At 70.2% G+C, this 20872-nt stretch carries 16 protein-coding genes; 12 read left to right on the forward strand and 4 right to left on the reverse strand.

Going from position 1 to position 20872, the window contains the following annotated elements; genetic code table 11:
• Positions 1–93: 93 nt before the first annotated feature.
• The 4 genes from ACFY10_RS40205 to pglW form a co-directional block, all read right to left on the reverse strand.
• Positions 94–1596, reverse strand: coding sequence for a hypothetical protein (locus ACFY10_RS40205; RefSeq protein ID WP_390670242.1), 1503 nt, complete (start codon positions 1594–1596; stop codon positions 94–96).
• Positions 1593–3020: a KGGVGR-motif variant AAA ATPase gene (locus ACFY10_RS40210; protein ID WP_390670243.1), complete on the reverse strand. Its 1428-nt coding sequence runs from the start codon at positions 3018–3020 to the stop codon at positions 1593–1595. The genes ACFY10_RS40205 and ACFY10_RS40210 overlap by 4 nt, the downstream gene beginning before the upstream one ends.
• On the reverse strand, positions 3017–3508 hold the full coding sequence (locus ACFY10_RS40215) for a hypothetical protein (RefSeq protein WP_390670244.1): 492 nt from the start codon (positions 3506–3508) through the stop codon (positions 3017–3019). Before ACFY10_RS40215 ends, ACFY10_RS40210 begins: the two co-directional genes overlap by 4 nt.
• A gap of 74 nt (positions 3509–3582) precedes the next feature.
• The gene (pglW, locus tag ACFY10_RS40220; RefSeq protein WP_390670245.1) at positions 3583–8019 is read right to left on the reverse strand and encodes a BREX system serine/threonine kinase PglW; all 4437 of its coding nucleotides are present in this window, start codon (positions 8017–8019) and stop codon (positions 3583–3585) included.
• A 285-nt stretch (positions 8020–8304) separates the two neighbouring features.
• Between pglW and ACFY10_RS40225 the strand changes: the two genes are divergently transcribed.
• The 12 genes from ACFY10_RS40225 (at position 8305) to ACFY10_RS40280 (ending at position 20769) form a co-directional block, all read left to right on the forward strand.
• Entirely contained in the window at positions 8305–8430 is a 126-nt protein-coding gene (locus tag ACFY10_RS40225) for a DUF397 domain-containing protein (protein ID WP_390670280.1), read from the forward strand.
• Between the two features lie 913 nt (positions 8431–9343).
• Positions 9344–9703 carry a hypothetical protein gene (locus ACFY10_RS40230; RefSeq protein WP_390670246.1) on the forward strand — a complete coding sequence of 120 codons (360 nt, stop codon included), beginning with the start codon at positions 9344–9346 and terminating at the stop codon, positions 9701–9703.
• The gene (locus ACFY10_RS40235) at positions 9697–10728 is read left to right on the forward strand and encodes a hypothetical protein (RefSeq protein WP_390670247.1); all 1032 of its coding nucleotides are present in this window, start codon (positions 9697–9699) and stop codon (positions 10726–10728) included. Before ACFY10_RS40230 ends, ACFY10_RS40235 begins: the two co-directional genes overlap by 7 nt.
• Positions 10729–10984: 256 nt before the next feature.
• Positions 10985–11548 (forward strand): SAF domain-containing protein, encoded by a 564-nt coding sequence (locus ACFY10_RS40240; protein ID WP_390670248.1) that lies wholly within the window; start codon positions 10985–10987, stop codon positions 11546–11548.
• The gene (locus ACFY10_RS40245) at positions 11545–12384 is read left to right on the forward strand and encodes a hypothetical protein (protein ID WP_390670249.1); all 840 of its coding nucleotides are present in this window, start codon (positions 11545–11547) and stop codon (positions 12382–12384) included. Before ACFY10_RS40240 ends, ACFY10_RS40245 begins: the two co-directional genes overlap by 4 nt.
• Positions 12381–13832 carry a CpaF family protein gene (locus tag ACFY10_RS40250; RefSeq protein ID WP_390670250.1) on the forward strand — a complete coding sequence of 484 codons (1452 nt, stop codon included), beginning with the start codon at positions 12381–12383 and terminating at the stop codon, positions 13830–13832. The genes ACFY10_RS40245 and ACFY10_RS40250 overlap by 4 nt, the downstream gene beginning before the upstream one ends.
• Positions 13829–14728, forward strand: coding sequence for a type II secretion system F family protein (locus tag ACFY10_RS40255; RefSeq protein ID WP_390670251.1), 900 nt, complete (start codon positions 13829–13831; stop codon positions 14726–14728). The genes ACFY10_RS40250 and ACFY10_RS40255 overlap by 4 nt, the downstream gene beginning before the upstream one ends.
• Positions 14729–15622 (forward strand): type II secretion system F family protein, encoded by an 894-nt coding sequence (locus ACFY10_RS40260; RefSeq protein ID WP_390670252.1) that lies wholly within the window; start codon positions 14729–14731, stop codon positions 15620–15622. It abuts the gene before it with no gap.
• Positions 15623–15848: 226 nt separating this feature from the next.
• Positions 15849–16316, forward strand: coding sequence for a TadE/TadG family type IV pilus assembly protein (locus ACFY10_RS40265; protein WP_390670253.1), 468 nt, complete (start codon positions 15849–15851; stop codon positions 16314–16316).
• A complete protein-coding gene (locus ACFY10_RS40270; protein ID WP_390670254.1) occupies positions 16313–17203 on the forward strand; it encodes a TadE family protein in 891 nt (296 codons plus the stop codon). Before ACFY10_RS40265 ends, ACFY10_RS40270 begins: the two co-directional genes overlap by 4 nt.
• The gene (locus tag ACFY10_RS40275; RefSeq protein ID WP_390670255.1) at positions 17200–17652 is read left to right on the forward strand and encodes a TadE/TadG family type IV pilus assembly protein; all 453 of its coding nucleotides are present in this window, start codon (positions 17200–17202) and stop codon (positions 17650–17652) included. The genes ACFY10_RS40270 and ACFY10_RS40275 overlap by 4 nt, the downstream gene beginning before the upstream one ends.
• Before the next feature lie 12 nt (positions 17653–17664).
• Entirely contained in the window at positions 17665–20769 is a 3105-nt protein-coding gene (locus ACFY10_RS40280) for a hypothetical protein (protein ID WP_390670256.1), read from the forward strand.
• The last annotated feature ends 103 nt before the right edge of the window (positions 20770–20872 follow it).

Genomic DNA, 20872 nt, shown 5'->3' on the forward strand with positions numbered 1-20872 from the left:
CGGGGTGTTCCTTCGCTTCGTGGTTGCGGCGCGTGCTCTCGCACCGGTCCGTCCATCCTGCCAGCCGGAACGGCGCAGGGGAGCTACCGGACCCTACCGGCCGGCGAGCGGGATTCCGCCCAGGCGTCCCAGGCCGAAGGCGAGGCGGTAGATGTCGGGCAGGTCGATGAGCGAGTACTCGTCGAGCTCGTTGACGGGCTTCTTGTCGCGGTTGCGCAGGACGCCCAGGTCGATCAGTTCCCGGACCAGGCGAGGCAGGTCGTCGGGGTGGCGGGGACCGGTACGGACCAGCTCGGGGCGGTCGGTCTGGGCGTAGCGGGCCGAGTCCTCGCGAAGCTGCAGTGGCAGCCCGCGGTCCTTCCAGATGCTGATGATCTTGCCCTGGGCGATCGGGACCTGGCAGCCCTTGAGGGGCTCTATCGCCCGCTCCACCCACGGGGTGTCCTCGCAGATCTGGTCCACGCGGACCACGGACGCCTGGCGCACGCCGCTCCGGATGGCGTCGTGGTGCAGGGCGCGGTGGTGCGAGGGGCGGATGCTGCGGGTCGTCTCGGCGGCCACGTCGAGCGCCCTGAGGAAGCTGCGCGGGCTGATCAGGCCGTTGCTGTCCATCAGGTGGTTGGGCAGCCAGGTGTAGGGGCGGCCCTGGCGGACGTTCGTGCCCATGTAGGGGTCGGCGAGGCGCTCGAACAGCCGCTGCTGTTCCTTTTCGTCGTTGCGCACGGCGGCCGGGGGAACGTACCGCACGGGCGCGCCGGGATCCGAGTGCTTCCAGCCGCCGGTGGTGCGGCGGAACCGCTCTGCCGCCTCGTCGTCCTCGTTGCCCAGGTGGTGGAAGAGGAGACCGTAGAGGTCGGCGCGGGACCAGGTCAGGAGGGCCGCGTTTCCCGACAGCTTCGACGCGTCGGGGAAGAGCTGCTTGGCCGCGTCGAACATGTCGGGGCGCAGGAACACCTTCAGGCGGATGTTGCGGGTGCCGAAACGCATCCGCATGGCCACCCGGAGCAGCTCGGCGATCAGCCGGTTGCGGGTGTCCCAGTCGGTGTGGAGGTGCTCCAGGCCGTCGAAGACCAGCAGGTGCACCATGTTCTCGGTGGCAGCCTGGGCGTCGGCCTGCGCGATGGTGGACTCCGCCGGGCCCGGGTGGGTGCGCGCCCAGGTCACGCGGTCCGACCAGTCGGCCATGTTCAGCAGCTCGGGCTGCCCCAGCGCGGTGAGCAGGACGGCGTACCAGATCTCCTCCGGGAGCGTGCCGCCCGCGAGGAGCGAGGGCAGCACCAGGGGGCCCGGATAGTGCGTGGACCCCACGTCCATGCCGAAGCCGGGCGTGACGTGCAGGCGGTTCAGCCGTGAGATGCGGTACTCGGTGGCCGCTGCCTCGCGCAGTTCGGGTTCGAGCAGGGAGCGGGCCCAGAACGTCTTGCCGACGCCCCGGTCGCCCTGCACCACGGTGCTGTCCACGTACAGCGCGGTGCGGTGCGCATCGGGCATGTACAGGGTGTGCGGGGTGGGGAGCCGGGTGTCCGCGTCCACGGTGCCCTCCAGCGCGCGCGACAGCAGGTCGCGGTACTCGCCGGGGCTCAGTGGCTCGGTCATGGGCTTTCTTCCTCGAACTCGGTGGACTCGGCGAACTCGGCGGACTCGGTTTCGGAATCCGCGGCCAGGTCCGCCAGGATCAGCGGGACGGCCGTGTTCAGGAAGTCACGGTACGCGGCCTGGACGAAGGCACGATCCTGCCAGTCCGGGGAGTTGGGCACGTTCATGCCGACCAGGCCCGGCTCGAACAGGATCGGGATCGGTGAGTGGGGCGCGGCGTCGTCCGCCAGATCCCAGGAGCCGTTCGCGCCGCCGCCGGCGATCTCGTCCGGTGCGAGCGAGTCGTAGAGGACGCTGAAGGCCGCGTGGGCGTTCTTGCGGAAGGAGCCGAGGTGGGCGTCCATCGAGTAGTGCGCCGAGTCCGGGACCATCGACGCCACCATGCGCAGCTTCTTCCGGATGGGCGCCGCCTGCCCGGACGCCGCCCACGCCTCGAACAGGTCCCGGTAACCCGCCCACGTCTGGTCGTTGTCCGCGCCGAACAGCAGCGCGTAGTCGCACAGATGCGAGATGGTCACGGCGGCCACGTCGTGGATGCCGGCCCGGCTGTCTAGCAGCACCACGTCCGGCAGACGGCCACTGTCGCCGCGCTCCACGGCCTCCTCGCAGGCGCGGACCGTGGCGGCCAGCCGGTCGGCGAAACGAGCGCCCGCAGAGTCGGCGTACACACGGTTGAGCTTGTCCACGTATCCGTTGGGGAGGCCCTCGGTGCCCGCCCCGCGCGCCGGCGCGATCCACAACTCGCCCTGGTTGCTCGGGTTGTACGCGGAGCGGGTCACGATCTCCAGCCCGTCCGCATTGCCGAGCGCCGACTCCACCAGATGGTCCACGATCCCGTGCTGGCACAGTCTGCCGCCTGCGAGCAGGAGCGGGCCCACGCCGGGCGACTCCAGGTCGAGGTCGACGACGAGCACGATCTTCCCCTCGTCGGCGAGCCGACGGGCCAGCACGGAGGCGGCCGTCGTGCGGCCCACGCCGCCCTTGAACCCGTACAGGGCGGTACGGCGGGGGCGGGGCGCCCCGTCCTCGTCCGTGGCGGGGGGAGTGGTGACACGGGACCATTCCTCGCCGACGACCGTGTTGTCGAGGAATCGGACCGTGCCCGCCGAGCCGGTGGCCGCCGTGACCTCGAGGGTGCGGGGCGAGGCCGTCAGTGATGCAGGCAGCCGCAGGACCGAGGCCAGCACGAGCGGCCGTTCCCCGCTGTAGCGGCCCAGCCGGCCGGTGAAGGACTCCCGCCAGCGGTCGGCCTGCTCACTGCTCGCCGCGTTGCCGTCTTCTCCGTCCTCCACCACCAGGGAGAACCTGCCTAGTACATCCCTCACCAGGAGGACGTCGAAGCCTTCCGCGGCGACCTCATGGGCGAGGGCGAAGGCGGCCGGGCGCGCCGCGTCGAAGCGGACCGGTTCGTCGTAGAGGGTCATGGCAGCTTTCCGGTGAATTGAACGTGCACATGCAGCGCGTGAGCGAGCGTTGCCGCCTCCTGGCGGCGGGTCAGGAGTTCCGGGCCGATGTGGGTTCCGTCGGTATAGCGGTCGTCGACGACCCACTTCTCGAAATCCGCGGAAACCCTCGTCAGGGCTTCGTCGAGCGCAGGGCCGGGACGCCCTTGAACCAGCAGGGGCAGGGCCGAACACATCTGGTCGATGTGCAGGAGCGGCTCGCGGTCTCCTGTAGCGGGATTGTCCCACCATGGCATCTTGGCCGGCCTGTTCCTCCTGTCCGTCATGGACACCCCGCCGGATCCACCGAACTGCAGCAGCAGCCCCTTCATCAGGCACTCCACCGCGAGCCCGAAGAGATGGTCCGCATTCAGCAGCCGTCCGGCGCCGTGGAGATAGTCGGCATCCTCGAAGTGCCGTTCCCCTGCACAGGCGTAGTCCGTCGTGGGTTCTTTGGCGTCGTCCGGCACGACGCTGATCATAAGCCGCCGGGCTGCGCCGAAGGAGTGAATTCGACCATGCCCCATGGAGGGGCCGTCACCCGTCAGCTCGCCAGCGGAAGTTCCTGCAACTCCTTCATGAACAGCCCCTCGAGGACCGCCCATTCGCTCACCCGGTCCACCACGTCCACCGTGCGGCCGTCCAGCGCCGGGGTAGCCTGCGGGTCGTCCATGGGAACCAGCAGCCACAGGCCGTGCGGCACGGCATGGGGGCGCCGGGCCGCCTCCTGGAGGGAGACGAGGAGCTCACGGCCGCCGGCCTCCCAGTAGCGGGCCGCGAGCGCGGCCCGGTGGGCCAGGAGCACCGTACGAGGACCCGCCTGCGTGGCGAGGGCCGTACAGCGGGTGGCGACGCGCTCGGCGGCGAGCCGGGTGTACGAACCCAGCGCGGCCCCGATCCGGCCGGTCTCGGCGAACTTGGCATCCGCCTTCAACAGCGCCCGCCACTTCACCTGTTGCTCGTCGGCCAGCTCACGCAGGGCGGTGAGGAACAGCTCGTCCACATCGACCGGCAGCACATCGAACCGGGCCTTGAGGCGCTGCGCCGTACCGGGCAGATACAGGCCCTTGACGGTCAGGGCGAGGAACCCGCCCCGGCGCACCGCCTCCTGGAGCCGGACCTCCATCACCCGACGCGGGTCGACGCCCTCCGCCAGCTGCGCTTGCGCGGCCTCGTACAGTGCGCCGGTGCTGGTGAACACGGACCCGCTGAACGCGGCCCTGCTCTGCTCGGCGTCTCGCTCGGGCGGGAAGAAGCGCCCGCTGTCCCGTTCGTACTCCAGCGGGAAGTCCGCCTCGGACAGCGCCTCCTCCAACTCCACGTATGTGGCGTCGGCGAGCGCGGCAAGGCCCGGGAACCGGGCCCGTACCCGGGCCAGCAGTGCGTCGAGGGCGATCCCGATGCCGGCCCGCACCCCGGCGGCCGCCTGAGAGATCCGCAGCGCCCGGTCCAGCCGCAGGTCCAGGGGGAACAGCTCGAAGCGCGGTGTGACGCCGACCCCGCCCGCCATCGCCGCGGCCAGGGACAGCAGGCGGGTGTCGGCCAGCGGGGCCATTCCCTCCGGAGCGGGCACCGCACGCAGTTCCCGCAGGGCGGAGGCACCGCCCGGCAGTGGATCGCGGGCCGCCACGTCCTCGGCGGCCCGGCCGAGCAGGGTCGCGTACTCGGCGAGTTCCACCGGGGTCGGGTCGTCGCTGCCGGGGAGATCCACCAAGGCCAGCAGTACCGCGCCGCCGCGCCGCAGCACGGCGAACTGTGCCGCCTCGTCCTCGTCGCCCTCGCCCGCGGCGGCGGCATCGTCGAGGCGGGACTCGATCTCGGCGGCGGCGCGCACGACGGCCAGCGCCTGTGCCTGGAGGGCGGAGCGGTCCGCGGTACCGTCATCGTCGTCCGGCGTGTGCCGCACGCGCAGTTCGGTGGCCAGCTCCTGCGCCGTCATCACCCTGCCCTGCTCGGACAGTATGGTCACCAGCTCGGCGCGGATCTTCTCCAGCCAGCCGAGTGCCGCCCACTGCTCGATCGCGGCGCTCAGGTTTCCCGAGACGGTCGGCTGGCTGACGTCGAGGGCCTTGGCGATGGCGGACTGGGCGGGCCACGGCGGCAGTTCGTCGGCCGTCCCGGCGCCCGGAAGGCCCAGCGTGGCCAGCACGATGTCGCGCCGGGGACGCGTGCGAGGGCCGCCCTCGGCCGGAACCAGCCGGGCCGCGAGGGTCTCGACCGTTTCCAGGGCCTCCACGGGAGCGTCGGCCGACACCTGCACGGGCTTCTTCGCCGTGGCACGTCTGCGGAGCGTCTGGGACCACTGACGGTGGCGCCGGTTGAGTTCCTTGCGGATCACGTTGCCGGCGCCCCGCGCGCGGGAGATCGTGTGCGGCGGGACGTCCAGCAGTTGGCCCACCGTCTCGGCGCCGAGACCGGCCGCCACCGACACGGCGCGAGGTGAGAGCCCCGCGGCGTCCAGCGGGGTCGTCAGGTCCGCGGCGGCGGCGGCCTGCTCGCGGGCGTCCTCGACATCCGCCGCCAGTGTGTCCACCGTCGCGGGCGTGGTGGCCGGGCGCGCCAAGTCGGCCCTGCGGAAGACCTGGCGCCAGGCCTCCTGCATCTGACGAAGGCTGTCGTAGCGCTGTTCGACGTCACGGTGCAGCGCCTGCTCGAAGAACTCGGTCAGGCCCTCTGCGAGCGCGGACTCGAACAGCTCGCGGGCCACATAGAGTTCGGCGTTCGGAACCGTCAGTGGATCGGTCTGGCCGTCGCCCCACACCGGTCGCTCGCCTGTGGCCATCTCGTGCAGTGTGACCGCGGCCGCGTACCACTCCGCGTGGTCGTCGTAGCGGGCGCGGCGACTGCCGCCCAGGAAGGGATCGAGATATCCGCGGGTGCCCGCGCGGAGGTCCTGGTCGGGAGCGTCGGCCAGGGAGAAGTCGAACAGCATCAGCTGCCACGAACCGTCACTGCGCTTGAACAGGCCCAGGTTGTCCGGCTTGATGTCGCGGTGGCGCACCCCACGGGCGGCAAGAGTGTCCAGCGCCTCGAAGAGGTCGTTGCCGAACCGCTCGAGCTGGGTGTACCGGAGCCGGCCCATGCCGCGCAGCCGGGACCCGAGGCTGACGGGGTCCCGGTCGTCCGCCGGCCGGAACCCGCCCGCGTACTCGATCTCCAGAACGGTGTGCCCGCCCAGCTCACGGGGATCGGCGAGCAGCTTGACGATACGGCTGCCGCCCACCTCGCGCAGCGCTTTCGCCTCCGCGTACAGCCGCGCGTCCTTCTCCCGGTCGAGCGCCACCTTGAACACCCGCAGAGACGCCGGATCCGGCACCCCGTCCTCGACCCGGCGCACCAGCAGGGCGCGGGCGGTCGCGCCGGTGCCCAGGACCCGTACGACCTCCCACTCCGCGTCGAGGCGCCGCCCAGCCTTGGCCGTGAGGGGGTCCTCGACCTCTACGGTCCCGCGCCCCGCCGAGGCGTCATCGGCCTCCGCGGCGTCGAGCAGCCGCAGGAACTCCTCGGCGGACGACAGCCGGTTCTGGACATCGGAGGCGGTGGCCCGGAAGACCAGGTCGTCGAGTGCCCCGGAGACGTTGTCGGAGACCGCGTACGGATGGAGCCCGCCCTCCGCGGCGAGGCGGTCCACCAGGGTGCCCCGGGCGTCGGCGGGCGGCTTGCCGGTGAGGAGCAGATAGGAGAGAGCACCGATACCGAAGACATCGAGATCCACCGGGTCCGCGAACTCCCGGGCGGTCTCCGGGGCGAGGTACACCTGGGCGATGTCGGCGACCAGGCCGGAGTCCAGCGGAGTCTGCCCGAGCGTGAGATGCGAGGTGGTGTCGAAGTCCCTGGCGGCGGTCTGCCAGTCGGCGATCCGCAGCACCGGTTCCGTACCGTCCTCGCGCGCGGACACGTACACCGAACGCGCTGAAAGCGCCCGGTGATACAGCGAACGGTTGTGGGCGTACCGAACGGCCTCGGCGAGCTGGCGCACCAGGTCCAGGCGCGCGGTGGGTGTGAGCCGGTCCCCGTAGGCATCCAGGTATGCGTCGAGCCGCAGGTCCGACTCCTGGTGCCGGAACAGGATCGCCGGGCCACCCTGGTGTTCGCGGATCTGCACGGCTTGGACGATGCCGCGGTGGTTGATGCCTTGCAGCACCTGGTACTCGCGCAGGGCCGCCCGGTCCACCCGGCCGCGCTGCTCCGCCGACGCGGCTTGGCCCGACAGATAGATCCGGACCCGGCCGTTCTCCTTGACCAGGCCGTCGTCACGCACGGCGAGCCGGTCCTCCCAGCCGGGGCCCGCGTCCAGCGCGCGCGGCGCGAGCCGCCAGTCGTCCCCGAACCGCAGGTGAGCGGTGGAGTGGCTGATCCCGATGCGCTTCATCAGCATTTCGAGCCGCTGACTGTCCTGCGGGGTGACGCGCCAGCTTTCCCGCTCTGGCGGCAGCCCGAGCAGGCCGTCCCAGATGCCTGGTAGACCGCTGGTGCCGCCGTTACGTCCGTAGACCGATGCGCGCTGGAACTCATCCAGCTCGCTCACCAGGTCGGGATCGTGCAGGAAGACCGCCGGCTTGATGAAGGGGATCTTCGCCTCAGGGATCCCCGCCGCGCGCGCGGCACGCTCCAGCTGGGCCTTCAGCTCCTTGGCCTTGAGGTCGGTGAGGTGCAGCGGGTTGCGCAGCGTCCGCACCCGGTCGTCGTGGAACTGCCAGGTGTCCCCGTGATTCACTACGCGGCCCGGGTGCCCCTTGAGCTCCAGCAGATAGACGCCGCCGGGCACGGCGATCAGCAGATCGCACTCGTTGACCCGGCCCGTGACGCCGGTGAACCGGAACGTCGCCCATGCCCGGTACGGTTCAGCCGCTGGCATCAGCTGCCGTACATGCTCAAGACCCTCCTGCTCCCAGCGGAAACCCGAACGGCGCGGCTGGAACCAGTGGTCGCGAGGCCCAGGCGGACCGGGCTTCGGAACGGGCTGCCGCGCGGTCGACATCGGCTGGAGACCTCCGATCTGGGACGGGCGGGGCGCGGTGACCGTGAGGGCGGCACCTGGGGCCGGCGGAAGGGGGTAGGTCTGGGGCCCGCACGGCATCCTAGTCGCTGCCGTCCCAGCGCCGACCTGCTCTGACACAGCACGTACTGCCTGCTCGCCTCCCTGCGGGCGGGAGTGGCAGGGAGTAGGACATAGGGGCAGCCCCATCGACGGTACGTCGACGCCGTACGACCCTGTATCTCGACCTGAGCCAATGCCGCGGAGTTAGGGCTTGCAGATCACTGCATCGAAGTAGCCGGCAACGAACCGATGAAAATGATGGTGCGGGATACAAAGGCGCGCAGTCGCGGAGCCATCGCCGTCCAGCCGGCCATCTGGGTGGCATTCGTGGAGTTCGCCAAGGAGGGGTAGCAGTCTGGCCTCCCGCGAGGCCGCCGCCACGGACCTGCAGCTGTTGGACACCAGCGCTTACCGCGATGATCGCGGTGAGCATCCGCCTCGACCACGGGGCCGACGGTGGTGTCGGCGTAGCCACGCAGGCCCCAGGGAGGGCTACCCGGCAGCGGTTGTCGGCGCTCTCGAAAAGCGTCGCCGACAAGCAGTATTGCCGTGATTGCGGCTGTGACGACCACATGGATGGACCGCGGTGCCAGGGTTGTGCCGGCCCCGGTGGTAGGTCGAGGTGACGGACTATGCCATGCACGAATCTGTCGATAGCCCAGATTGCAGCGGCCCATGAGGCGATCTCCTGAAGTTCCATCTCAACCCTGAACCGGAATTATCGTGTCAACCTGGTGAAATAGTGCGAGGTGAGCATGGCGGGCGGTCATCCGAGGTCCTCAAACCGCGATGCGGCACCGCCAGCAGAGTGGGGCGACGCTCCCCGTTCGCCCGCCGGGCAAATGCCAATGGAGTCTTGATCCGTTGGTAAAGATTCCGTCAAGTGGCCGTTCCCTCTGTGAAGTTGGAGCGTGACGTGTGGCGTTCGCACCTTGCAATGGGAACGGGGCGAAGCGGTAGACCTGGAAAACGTTCATGTGCCAGGTGACGGGATCTGCATCGTTCGCGGGGTGATGTGACTGTGGTGGTCTTAGGGGCATGTACGCGTGTCGGTCGGGCCGCTTGGAGAACGGGCACGGCTGTCCTGACGCTGTTGATCGCCGGTTGTAGTGCGACGGGGGCGACTGGTTCGACATCGCGCGATGGGAGCGGAATGCCCGCTGGCTCAGCGGGCGGATCGGCGTCTGGTTCCTCGTCGTCTGCCTCCCTCGCGGAGGTCGCGCGCTCCCAGGCGACGACGGCGTACTTGGGGATGTGGCGGGACATGGCCCAGGCAGCGAAGACGTCGGACTGGAACTCGCCGACGCTGGGGCAGTATGCGACCGGCGACGCGCTGTCGGTGATCTCGCGCAGTCTGTACGCGGATCATCTCAACGGCCTGGTGACGAAGGGCAATCCGAAGAACTTCCCGAAGGTGACCTCGGCGAAGCCCGCGGCGAATCCTTCGACGGTCATGATTTCTGATTGCGGTGATTCGACGCACTGGCTGAAGTACCGGAAGGGCAACGGCAAGCTCGCGGACGAGGGCGGGGGACGACGGGCGATCACCGCTGAGGTGAAGAGGCAGGCGCCCGGGCCCTGGAGGGTCACCCGGTTCGCAGTTGAAGGGCTGGGCTCATGCTGAGAAGCGGGATCGTCGCGGCGGGCGTGGCCGCAGCAGCAGTAGTCGTGAGCGTCATCCCGGCGACGGCCGATGGGTGGGGGAATGCCGACTGCAACCAGAATCCCTACCCGGGCTGCAAGCTGGGTGCGGGGTCGGGTGGTCGGCACGGCGCGCTCCCGCAGCGCGGCGGAGGGTCCTCCGGCTCGGGCGGTACGTCCAGCGGCGGTGGGAACAGCGGGGCCGGTGCCCGGGAGGCGCCGAAGCACGCGAACCCGGACTTGAATCTGGCAGATTGTTCGTACAAGCGCAGCGACTACAAGCCCCCGCCCGGGGTGACACAGACGGCGTACGAGGGCGGGCAGGACGGCGGCAGGGCGGCTGTGGCGGCGCCCGCGGTGTACTCCCCGGCCACACCCGCGGTGGTCGTGCCGGCGGCAGACCCAAAGCCGGGGGAGTCGGGGGCATGGTACGTGTACAAGTGCGCGGCGGGCGGAGTACGGGACGCGGTGTACCGGCCGCCGATCTGGATTCCGGACGCGCCGCAGCAGGGTGGGGGCGCTCCACAGCCGACGCCGGCCCAGCTGGCGCAGGTCGCGCGCAACCAGTTGCGGTTGCCGTCGACGCAGATCCAGGCGAATCCGGCCGGTGAGCAGTTGGTGAACCTGCCGACCTGGTTGTGGCTGGACCGCGGCGAATGGGGGACGGTGTCGGCGACGGCATCGGTGCCAGGAGTGTCGGTGACAGCCGTGGCGCGGCCGAAGTCCGTGGTGTGGACGATGGGCGACGGCAGGTCGGTGACATGCGGCGGACCCGGGACACCACATGGGGCGAGCATGAGCCCGAAGAGCCCGTCCCCGGACTGTGGTTACACCTACCGCACCTCGTCCGCGGGCCAACCGGACAGCGCCTACGCGGTCTCGGCGACGGTGCACTGGACGGTGACCTGGGCCGGTGCAGGCCAGACCGGCGTTTTCCCCGACATGACGACCACATCGAATGCGGATTTCCGCGTCGCGGAGAGCCAGGCACTGAACAACGGCGGCTGACGCCGAATCTCGCCTGCGTCGTCACCAGGCGGCGCGGGAGCGACATCACGTGATCTTGTTCATCGCGTCGACGGCGCGGTGGGAGAAGTCCTGTGCCGGGAGGTGGCAGTTGGTGAATATCCGTGTGCCCGCGCACCCGGATCCGCCCAAGCAGGGAAGCATGCCTGAGGGCTGGACGGGGCGTCGTAACGGGAGGCATCCGGCACGGATGGCCAGTGCGCCGAGACCGCGTCGACTTCCATATCTATTGGTGGGAATGCTGCTGGTCCTGGGTTGCACCGCAGGCGGCGTCGTAGTGGCGACAAGGGTTGGCCATCAGGAGCCGGTGTTGGTGCTGGCCCGTTCAGTCTCGGTTGGGAAGGTGCTGTCCGACCAGGACCTGCGGGAGGAGAGCGTGTCGGCCGACAGCGGGCTGGCGTTCATCCCGGTGAGCTCGCGCGCCAAGGCGGAGGGACGGCCAGTCGCCTACAGCCTGCCGGCGGGGACCCCGTTGACCAAGAACGTGCTGGGCGAGGCCCATGTCCCGCCGGCCGGGCAGGCAATCGCCGCTGTGGGACTCAAGGCCGGCCAGTTCCCAACCGGGGTGCAACCCGGCAACCGAGTAACGGTGGTGGTGGCCCCTACCAGCGGGAACGCCACCAACTCGACATCCTCGTCGTCACAGTCGGCGTGGGACGCCTCGGTGACCGATGTGCGGAGCGATAGCACTGATCAGACCACGGTGATCTCGCTGCAGATGGCCCAGGCGGATGCCCGCCAGCTGGCCGCGGCACCGGCGGGCCAGATCAGTGTGGTGATGGTGCATGGAGGCGGGCGGTGACGCTGGTGGCGCTGTGCAGCCTGAAGGGCTCCCCGGGCGTGACCACAGCCGCCTTGGGCCTGGCGGCCGGGTGGCCGTCCGCGGAGCAGCCGGTGGTCGTCGAGTGCGATCCGGCCGGGGGAGACCTGCTGGGCCGCTACCGGCTGGAGACGGCGCCGGGGCTGATGAGTCTGGCCGCGGCCGCCCGGCACCGAGCAGAACCGGGGCTGGTCTGGCAGCACACGCAGCGGCTGCCCGGCGGACTGCCGGTGGTCGTCGGTCCGGCCGGTGCGGACCAGGCCCGCGCGTCGCTCTCTCAGCTTGCTCCGAGCGAAACCGGGGTGCTCCGGCGGGCCGCGAACCGCGTCGGCACGGTGGTGATCGCCGACTGCGGGCGCATCGGCCCGGACTCCCCGGCGCTGGAGGTGGTCCGGGAGGCAGACGTCATGCTGCTGCTTGCCCGCGCCCGCGACGACGCCCTGGCCCATGTGGCCACGCAGTGGCACACAGCGGCGCGCTGGTCGCGGCGTTGCTGCTTCGTGCTGGTCGGCGACGGCTATCCGACCGATGAGGTGGAGCGGGAGCTGGAAGTCGAGGTGATGGCCCGCATCCCGGAAGACCCGAAGGGCGCTGCCGCACTGGGCGGGCGCCCCGGCCGGCGCTCGGCACCAGCCCGTTCGCCCCTGGGCCGGACCATGGTCCGCATTGCCGAGTTGACCTCCTCCCGTGCCCTCGAGGCAGCCGGATCAGTGCAGCAGGAACAGGTCGCCGACACCAACCCCGGGACGGGTCTCGTCGAGCCGCCGGCCAGCCAGGACAGCGAACCACGGAAGTCATGGAGTGAGTTACGGCGATGACCGAACCGGAGAAGAACTACACAGCCCTGGCATACGGGGGAGTCTTCCCGCCGACGGACGGACACGGACAGCCCCCCACCCGCCCTGCCATGCTCCACGGCCTGGGCAGCCGCCGGATGCAGACCGGACCGCCGGCCGAGCGCCTGCGAATCCACCTGCGCCAGCAACTCTCGGAGCGGATGGCGCAGCAGATCCGCGACGACGAGGCCGCCGGACGCCCCCCTATGACCGACGCCGATCGTTTAGCCCTGGCGGGGAAGATCCTCACGGACGCCGCCGAGGAGTACACCCACAAGATCCTCACCAGTGGGCAAGAGGTGGTGGCACCGGACGTTGAGCAGATGGTCATCACCACCGTCCTGAACGAGGTGTTCGGGCTGGCCGGACTGGAACCTCTACTGACAGACCCACAGATCGAGAACATCAACGTCACCGGCGACCGAGTCTTCGTCCGCTATGCCGACGGCCGCCGCGAACGCCTGCCACCGGTCGTCGGCTCAGACACTGAGCTGGTGCAGCTGATCCGCGACCTGGCAGCCCGCAGCGGACTGGAGGAACGCCGCTTCGACCGAGGCAGCCCCGGAGTGAGCTTCCAACTTCCCGGTGGAGAGCGTGCGTTCGCCGTGATGGCCGTCACCGCCCGGCCGTCTCTGTCCATCAGACGGCACCGCTTCCAGCACGCCACCCTGGCTCACCTCAGCGAGAACGGCACCCTCGACCCCGGCCTGAAGTCTCTGCTGACCGCGATGGTCCGCGCACGGAAGAACATCCTGATCACCGGCGGAACCGCGATCGGCAAGACCACCATGCTGCGCGCCCTGGCCTCCGAGATCCCGCCGTGGGAACGGCTGGTCACAGTCGAGGACGTCTTCGAGCTCGGCCTCGACGTCGATGAGCAGGCGCACCCGGACGTGGTGGCGATGCAGGCGCGCGAGGCGAACATCGAGGGCCAAGGCGAGGTCAGCCAGGCCGAGTTGGTGCGCTGGGCACTACGCATGTCCCCGGACCGGGTCATCGTCGGCGAGGTCCGCGGGCCCGAGGTCATTCCGATGTGTAACGCGATGTCCCAGGGCAACGACGGCTCCATGGGCACACTCCACGCATCCACGAGCCGAGGAGCATTCACCAAACTGGCCGCCTACGCCGTCCAGGGCCCTGAGCGGCTGCCGCTGGAGGCCACCAACCTGCTCGTGGCCAACGCGCTCGACTTCGTCGTCCACCTGGACAAGCCCCGCGGCCACGACGACAAGCGCGTGGTGTCCTCCATCCGGGAGATCGTCGACGTCGACGACAAACAGATCGTCTCCAACGAGGTCTTCCGGCCCGGCCCGGACCTGCGCGCGGTGCCCGGTGTGCCGCTGCGCACCGAGACCATGGAGGACCTGGTCGCGGTCGGCTTCAAACCGGAGGCGGCCGACCGCCCCGAGTGGATGTGGCGACAGCCATGACCGGATACGTGCCCTTGATGGGACTTCTGGGCCTCGGTATCGGTTGCGGGCTGGTGCTCGTCACACATGCGTGGCGATTCCCCGCCTCTGCTGCCGGTACGGCTCACCCCCGGCGGCAACGCAAGCCGCGCCGCCACGCCGGGCGCTGGCTGGCGGTCGCCGTCGGGGCGGGGGTGCTGGTCGGGGCCATCACCGGGTGGGTGGTCGGCGGACTGCTGGCGGCGATGGGCGGCTGGAGCCTGCCGCGGATCCTCGGTTCCGGCACGGCCGACCGGGAGCAGACCGCCCGGATCGAGGGCATCGCGGGATGGACGGAGATGCTGCGCGACACCCTCGCTGCGGCAGCCGGACTGGAACAGACGATCCTGGCCACCGCCCCCAAGGCGCCACAGGCCGTCCGCGCTCAAGTGGCCAACCTGGCGGCCAGGTTGGAGCGCGGCGAGCGCCTGACCTCCGCCCTGCGGCACTTGGCGGACGACCTGGCAGATCCGACCGCCGACCTGGTGATCGCCGCCCTGATGCTGGCCTCGGAGCACCCGGCCCGGCAACTCGCCCCGCTGCTGGGCGAGCTCGCGGCCACTGCCCGCGCGCAAGTGGAGATGCGCCACCGCATCGAGGCGAGCCGCACCCGCACCCGCACGACGATGCGGGTGGTGGTGATCACCACCCTGAGCTTCGCGGGCGCTCTCATTCTGTTCAACCCCCAATTCCTCACTCCGTACGACTCCGTGGCCGGGCAACTGATCCTGCTTCTGATCGGGGCACTGTTCACCGCCGCGTTCATGTGGCTGCGCCTCTTGGCCCGCCACGAGGAGCCCGACCGGTTCTTCACCGGGCTCGAAACCATCGGCCAGACACCCGAGGCTGCCGCGACCGTGCATCAGGAGGTGACCTGAATGATCGCTTTGGTTCTGCTGAGCGTCGGGCTAGGGCTGGGCCTGTGGGCGCTGGTGGTGTGGCTGGTGCCGCCTCGCCCGCCCCTGTCGGCGCTGATTTCCCGGCTGAACGACACTCCCGCGCCGCCGCCGATCCTCACCACCGACTCGGGCGGCTGGGCCGTACGGCTCGGCAGCCCGTTCACCGGCCTGCTGCGCACGCTCGGCCTGCCCGGCCGCACGGTTAGCCAGGACCTCGCCATCGCCGAACGGTCGCCCGAAGCGCACCTGGCGGAAAAGGCCGCGCTCGCACTGACCGGGCTGCTCCTGCCCGCCGCGGTCGGTGTACTGCTGGCTCTGGGCGGTCGCCCGCTGCCCTGGCCCGTGCCGCTGGGCGGCTCGCTGGCCCTGGCGGTCGGCGGTTTCCTCCTGCCGGATGCGACGGTGCGGGCCGAGGCCGAACGTCGCCGGGAAGCCTTCCGGCACGCGCTGGGCGCCTACCTGAACCTGATTCACGTCCTGCTCGCCGGAGGAGCCGGGGTCGATGGCGCCCTCACCGACGCGGCCGGCATCGGGCAAGGCTGGTCCTTCCGGCAACTGCGCCGAGCACTGAACATCGCCCGGCTCACCCGCACTTCCCCCTGGGCGACACTGGGGCAGCTCGGCGAGGAACTCCAGATCAGCGAGCTGACCGAACTCGCCGCCGCACTGTCCCTGGCGGGGACCGAGGGAGCCAAGGTACGTGCCTCGCTGGCCGCCAAGGCCGCCGCCATGCGGCAACGCAGCGGCGCCGAGGCCGAAGGCAAAGCCAACGCCGCCACGGAACGGATGGCCTTGCCCGGCATCCTCATGGCCTTCGGCTTCATCATCTTCGTCTTCTATCCCGCTCTGACGCAGATCACGAACTCGTTGTAACGAGGTGTCGACGCCAGGAGGAAACCCTGATGTCTCTGCTGAATTCGCTTGTGAACCATGCCCGATCCTTGATCCGCCGCCTCGTCGATGACGACCGTGGGGTGACCACGGAGCATGTCATCTGGATCGCGGGTCTCGCCGCTCTCGCCCTCACCATCGTCGGCATCTTCGGCCCGGAGATCACCGCCGCGGCGAAGAGCGTGGTGTTCAAGTAGGCCGTGCCGACATGACGTTTACTGCGCCCAGACAGCAACGGGCTGTATGCCGCGGAGCGAGCACCGACTCCCGCCTCCGCGCTGGTCTCCTGCGGGGCGAGCGGGGGGCGGTCACCGCCGAGATGGTGATCATCATGCCGGCGCTGCTCACCATGGTGCTGCTGCTTGCCCAGGCCACCGTCTGGTGGCACGCCGCCCACATCGCCCAGGCCACCGCCGCCGACGCCCTGGCCGTCACCCGCGTCCAGAACGGCACCGTTGTCTCCGGCCAGGGCGAAGCCCAGCGCGTCCTCGACCAACTCGGCCGCGGACCGCTGCGCGGTGCGCACGTCTCCGTCATCCGCACCGCCGACAACGCCGAGGTCCGGGTCACCGGCACCGCCTCCACCGTCATTCCCTTTCTTCAACTGCCGGTCCGCGCACATGCGTCCGGGCCCGTCGAACGGTTCCGTCAGACAGCGAACCAGGCGGCGCCATGAGGCAGCTCCCGCGCACCGCTGGTCTGCGCCCGGCCCCGGACGAGCCGCAGCACGCCGGCCGTCAGCTTGCCGGGCTGTGGCACGATGCGCGCGGATCGGTGACCGTCGAACTGGTCCTGACCATTCCCATCCTGATCCTGATGCTGTGGTTCCTGGTCTACTGCGGGCGGTTGTCCGACTCCCGACTCCAGATCGAGGACGCCGCCCACCAGGCCGCCCGCGCCGCCACCTTGGACCGCAGCCAGTCGGCCGCCGGGGCAGATGCCCGGTCTACCGCTGCCACCGCCCTCAGCGAGGCCGGCGTCACGTGCCAGAGCCTTTCGGTCACCGTCCGGGGCAGCCTGCAAGCCGGATCCACCGTGAAGGTCGCCGTCTCCTGCACCGTCGGCCTGCACGACCTGGCCCTGCTCCAGGTGCCGGGCACCACCACCCTCACCGCCGACTTCGCCTCACCGGTCGACGTCTACCGCTCCAGAGCTCTTGGGTTCGCGAATTCTGGAGTTGGCCGTGAAGCGGGCTGGGCAGGTGTCACAGTCGTCGGCCAGGCTACGGCCGCCTTCGGCATGCGGTGGCGGTTGGGTGCTCATGGCGGGAGCGTGCCCGGCGGCGTGCCGTGGGATGGGGTGCTCGGCTGCCGCCATAGTCGTAAACCGCAGCGGCGATCCGAGCGGCCCCATCACACCCAGAGTCGTAACTCCGGTTCTCCCAGACTGACCAGGAATCGAGATGAGCGACGATGCTTCAGGATTCCCGACGAAACGTCAGTAACTCGCCGCCAGAGCGGTCAACTCCGTTGCCTCGCCACCATCACAGCCATCGCCTGCGCTCTCGGACACGAACTCACGACACCTCCGACCGCGACCACCGCAGAAGGTGACACACCGTGAGAACACTGCACGGCCTCCCCACCCGCCTGCGCGGCCTCGCCGATGACGAGAACGGCCAGGTCACGCCGTTCGTCGTCATCCTCGCAATCGCGATCGTGATGTTCGTAGGTCTCGTCGTGGACGGCGGCCTCGCATTGGCCGCCAAGGCCCGCGCCATCGGCGAAGCCCAGGAAGCAGCCCGTGCAGGCGCCCAGGCCCTGGACCTCGCCGAGTACCGCGAGTCGGGCACCGTACGCCTCGTCCCCGGCCAGGCCCGCACACTGGCCCAGACCTACCTCGCCTCCACCGGCGACACGGGCACCGTCACCGTCAGCGGCGACACGGTCACGGTGGCCGTCACCGCCCACCAGCACACACAACTCCTCGGACTGCTCGGCCTTGACTCCCTGACCGTGACCAGCACCGGCTCCGCCCATCCAGCCCGCGGCATCAACGCCCCCGAACCCTGACAAGGCCCGGCCATGCCCGCACGCCAACTTCCCCCCTCTCCCCGGTCGGCCCGGCGAGCCGCCGCCCTGCTGCGCGGCCTGCTCGCCACAGTGCTGCTGGCCGCCCTGGCTGCGGGCATCCCCTGGGGCCTGGCCCGCTACATCGGCTGGCCGCTTCCACGGCATTTCCCCACCTGGCCGGAGATCGAAGCGACCCTGCTCGCCCCGATGAGCACCAGCTTCCTGCTCCACACCCTGACGTGCATCCTCTGGCCGGTCTGGGCCGCATTCGTCCTCGACGTCGCCCGCGCTGCCGTGGACGAGGCCCGGGCCTTCCCCCGGCCCACGATGCCTCACGCAGGGCCGCTCAACGTCTTGGCCGCCGCGCTCGTCGGAACGATCATCATGGCCCTGATCTCCCAGCGGCCCACGGCCGCAGCAACCGCCTCACCGATCCCTGTAGCGACGAGTACCGCCCCCACAACCGCAGCCGCCCCAACGCCCGCTCATGCGGCGTTTGTTGCCTTCGCCCAGCCCCTCACTGCCGCGCATCAGAACCAACGCCACAGCCGCGCAGCCGGCACCGTCGAAGTCGAACCGCCACGCGACGGCATCTACGACACCCTGTGGCGCATCGCCGACCGCGCCCTCGGCGACGGGAGCCGCTGGCCCGAGATCTACGCCCTCAACCGCGGCCGCCCCCAGCCCGACGGACGCGCCCTCACCAAGCCCAACCTGATCCGCCCCGGCTGGATCCTCCGCCTGCCCAACAACCCTTCCAAATCCGGCACTTACGGCCCCGGACACCGCAAAACCCTCAGCCCCACGCCGGAGCCCCCGCATCCTCCGCAGACCAGCGTCCCTCCCAAGCCGAGCCCCTCACCTTCCCCTGACCCTTCCGCGGGGCCCAGCACACCGCCGCTCAACAGCACCCCGACGGCGCCGTCCCCGTCCCTGCCTGCCCACGGTCTTCACCGCCAGCCCGGCATCAGCCTGCCCACCGGAGCGTTCGTCGGCATCGGCCTCGCCGCGCTGATCACCGCTGCCCTGCTCACCGTCCGGCGGCGGCGCCGCGTGCGCTACCGCCCCGGCAGCGGCGAACGCGACGACCTGACCATTGCCCCGGTCGTACGCGCCCTGCGCCTTGCCCACGACGACGCACCACGCGCCGACGACCCCGACGTACCTGACCTGCCCGCACAATCCCGCCCAGCCCCAGCACCCCGGTCGACCGGTGAGCACCCCCCAGCACCCCCGGCCCCACCGACGGATGAGCGGGTCATCGGCGTCAAGGACGGTCAGGCACTCGCCTGGAACGTTGCCCGTGCCCGCGGACTCGGCATCGTCGGCCCAGGAGCCCTCGACGCCATCCGCGCACTGCTCGTCGCCCTGCTCGCCGAACCCCGTCAGTCCGCGGCCGGCGCCTGCGAGATCCTCATCCCAGCCTCCGACGTCCACACGTTGATCGGCGAATATACCGGCCGCCCCGCCCGGCTGCGCGTCGTCGACGACCTTGACGCAGCGCTCGACACGATGGAGGCCGAACTGCTTACCCGCACGCGCACCGATCCCGACGCCGTTCCGGACGCGGCCGGCCTGCCTGCTGGTGACCTGGTGCTCGTCGCCACCCCCGCTCCGCACGCTGACCGCCGCCTGCAAGCCGTCCTCGACAACGGCTCCACGCTCGGGCTGGCCGGCGTTCTCTTCGGTCAGTGGCGCGCCGGAGGCACCGCCCGCATCCGGCCAGACGGTACCGTCGCCGCCACGAGCTCCTCCGTCGCCGACATACTCACCGGCGCCCGACTGTTCACGATGCCCGCTACCGACACCCAGACATTGCTCGGCCTTCTCCACGAGGCGCAACCAGCAGAACGCCCTCATGCTCAGCGTCCTCCCGTCACCAGGCCCACGCCAGCCCCTGCATCAGGCCGACACAACCTCGACAGCCAAGCACCCACTCCCCGACCTACGCCAACAAGGCCCCGCCGCCACCTCGCTCAGGGACCTGCTCCTCGCCCCGCGGCCCAGCAGCCACCCCGCTCAGACAGGCGCCAGAACACGGTCGGCCCGGACAACGCGCAACGTGAGGAGGCATCCCCCACGACACGTGATGACGATCCACCCCCCGCCGGCCTCGACTCCCAATCTCAACGCGCACGAGACCACAAGCACGTGGCCCCCACGACTGACGACGAGCCCGGGCTGAACATCCCGCTGGCCACAGACGACCCTCGCCACCCTCGCCGCACCGTGCCAGGCCATCCACCTTCGCCGACACCCGCGGACACCTCACCACCGCCCACCGACGAAGGCCATCACACAACCGAGCGAGCGCCCTCGGCCGAGCGGCCGCTGCAGCTGTCCGTCCTCGGCAGTATGCGACTGACGCATCATCAAACCGGCGGTGACGAGCACGCCGATCTCAGCCCTGCCCTCGCCCCCAAGCAGCGCGAAGTCCTCGCCTACCTCGCTCTCCACCGTGACGGCGCCCGACGCGAGGCTCTGGCCACCGCCATATGGCCGGACGCTCCGCGAGACCGCCCGTACAACAGCTTCCACGCGACGTTGAGCCAACTACGGCGGGCGCTGCGCATCGCGACCCACGACGCGCTCAGCGACGTCACTGTCCACGCAGACGGTCGCTATGGCCTGGGCCGCGACCAGATCACGGTCGACCTCTGGCACCTGCAAGACGCACTGGAGACCAGCCGCTACGACACCGGCGAGCAGCACCATCGCACCGCCTTGGAACGCGTTATCGAGCTCTACGCCGGGGACTTTGCGGCCGATCTCACCGCGGAATGGACCGAAGCTCCCCGCGAAGCCCTCCGACGCGACGTGCTGGACACGGTCAGCGCCCTGGTTCGCATCCTGCGCGAGGACGAACCCGAGTCGGCATTGGCTCTCCTGGAAAGGGCCCGCAAACTGGATCGCTACAACGAGGCCATCTACCGTGACATCGCCCGGTTCCAAGCCAACCTGGGCCGACACGACGCGATCCTGCGCACTCTCACCCTTCTGACCACGACTCTCGCCGAAATCGACGACGAGCCGAGTCGAGAGACCATAGCCCTGTGCGACTTCCTCCAGCGTTCCCGGCCGGCCAAGCGCAAGGCGAGCGGCAGAGCAGCCAGCTGACGGTTCCTCCGTTCTGAGCCGCCTCCTCGTACCTGGATGTGGGCACCCTGCTCCCGATGCCACGGCGGGTTGAGAGCCGCAGAGTGCGATCCAGCAAGGCACG

Source organism: Streptomyces sp. NPDC001401 (genome assembly GCF_042895385.1).
Taxonomy (GTDB): domain Bacteria; phylum Actinomycetota; class Actinomycetes; order Streptomycetales; family Streptomycetaceae; genus Streptomyces.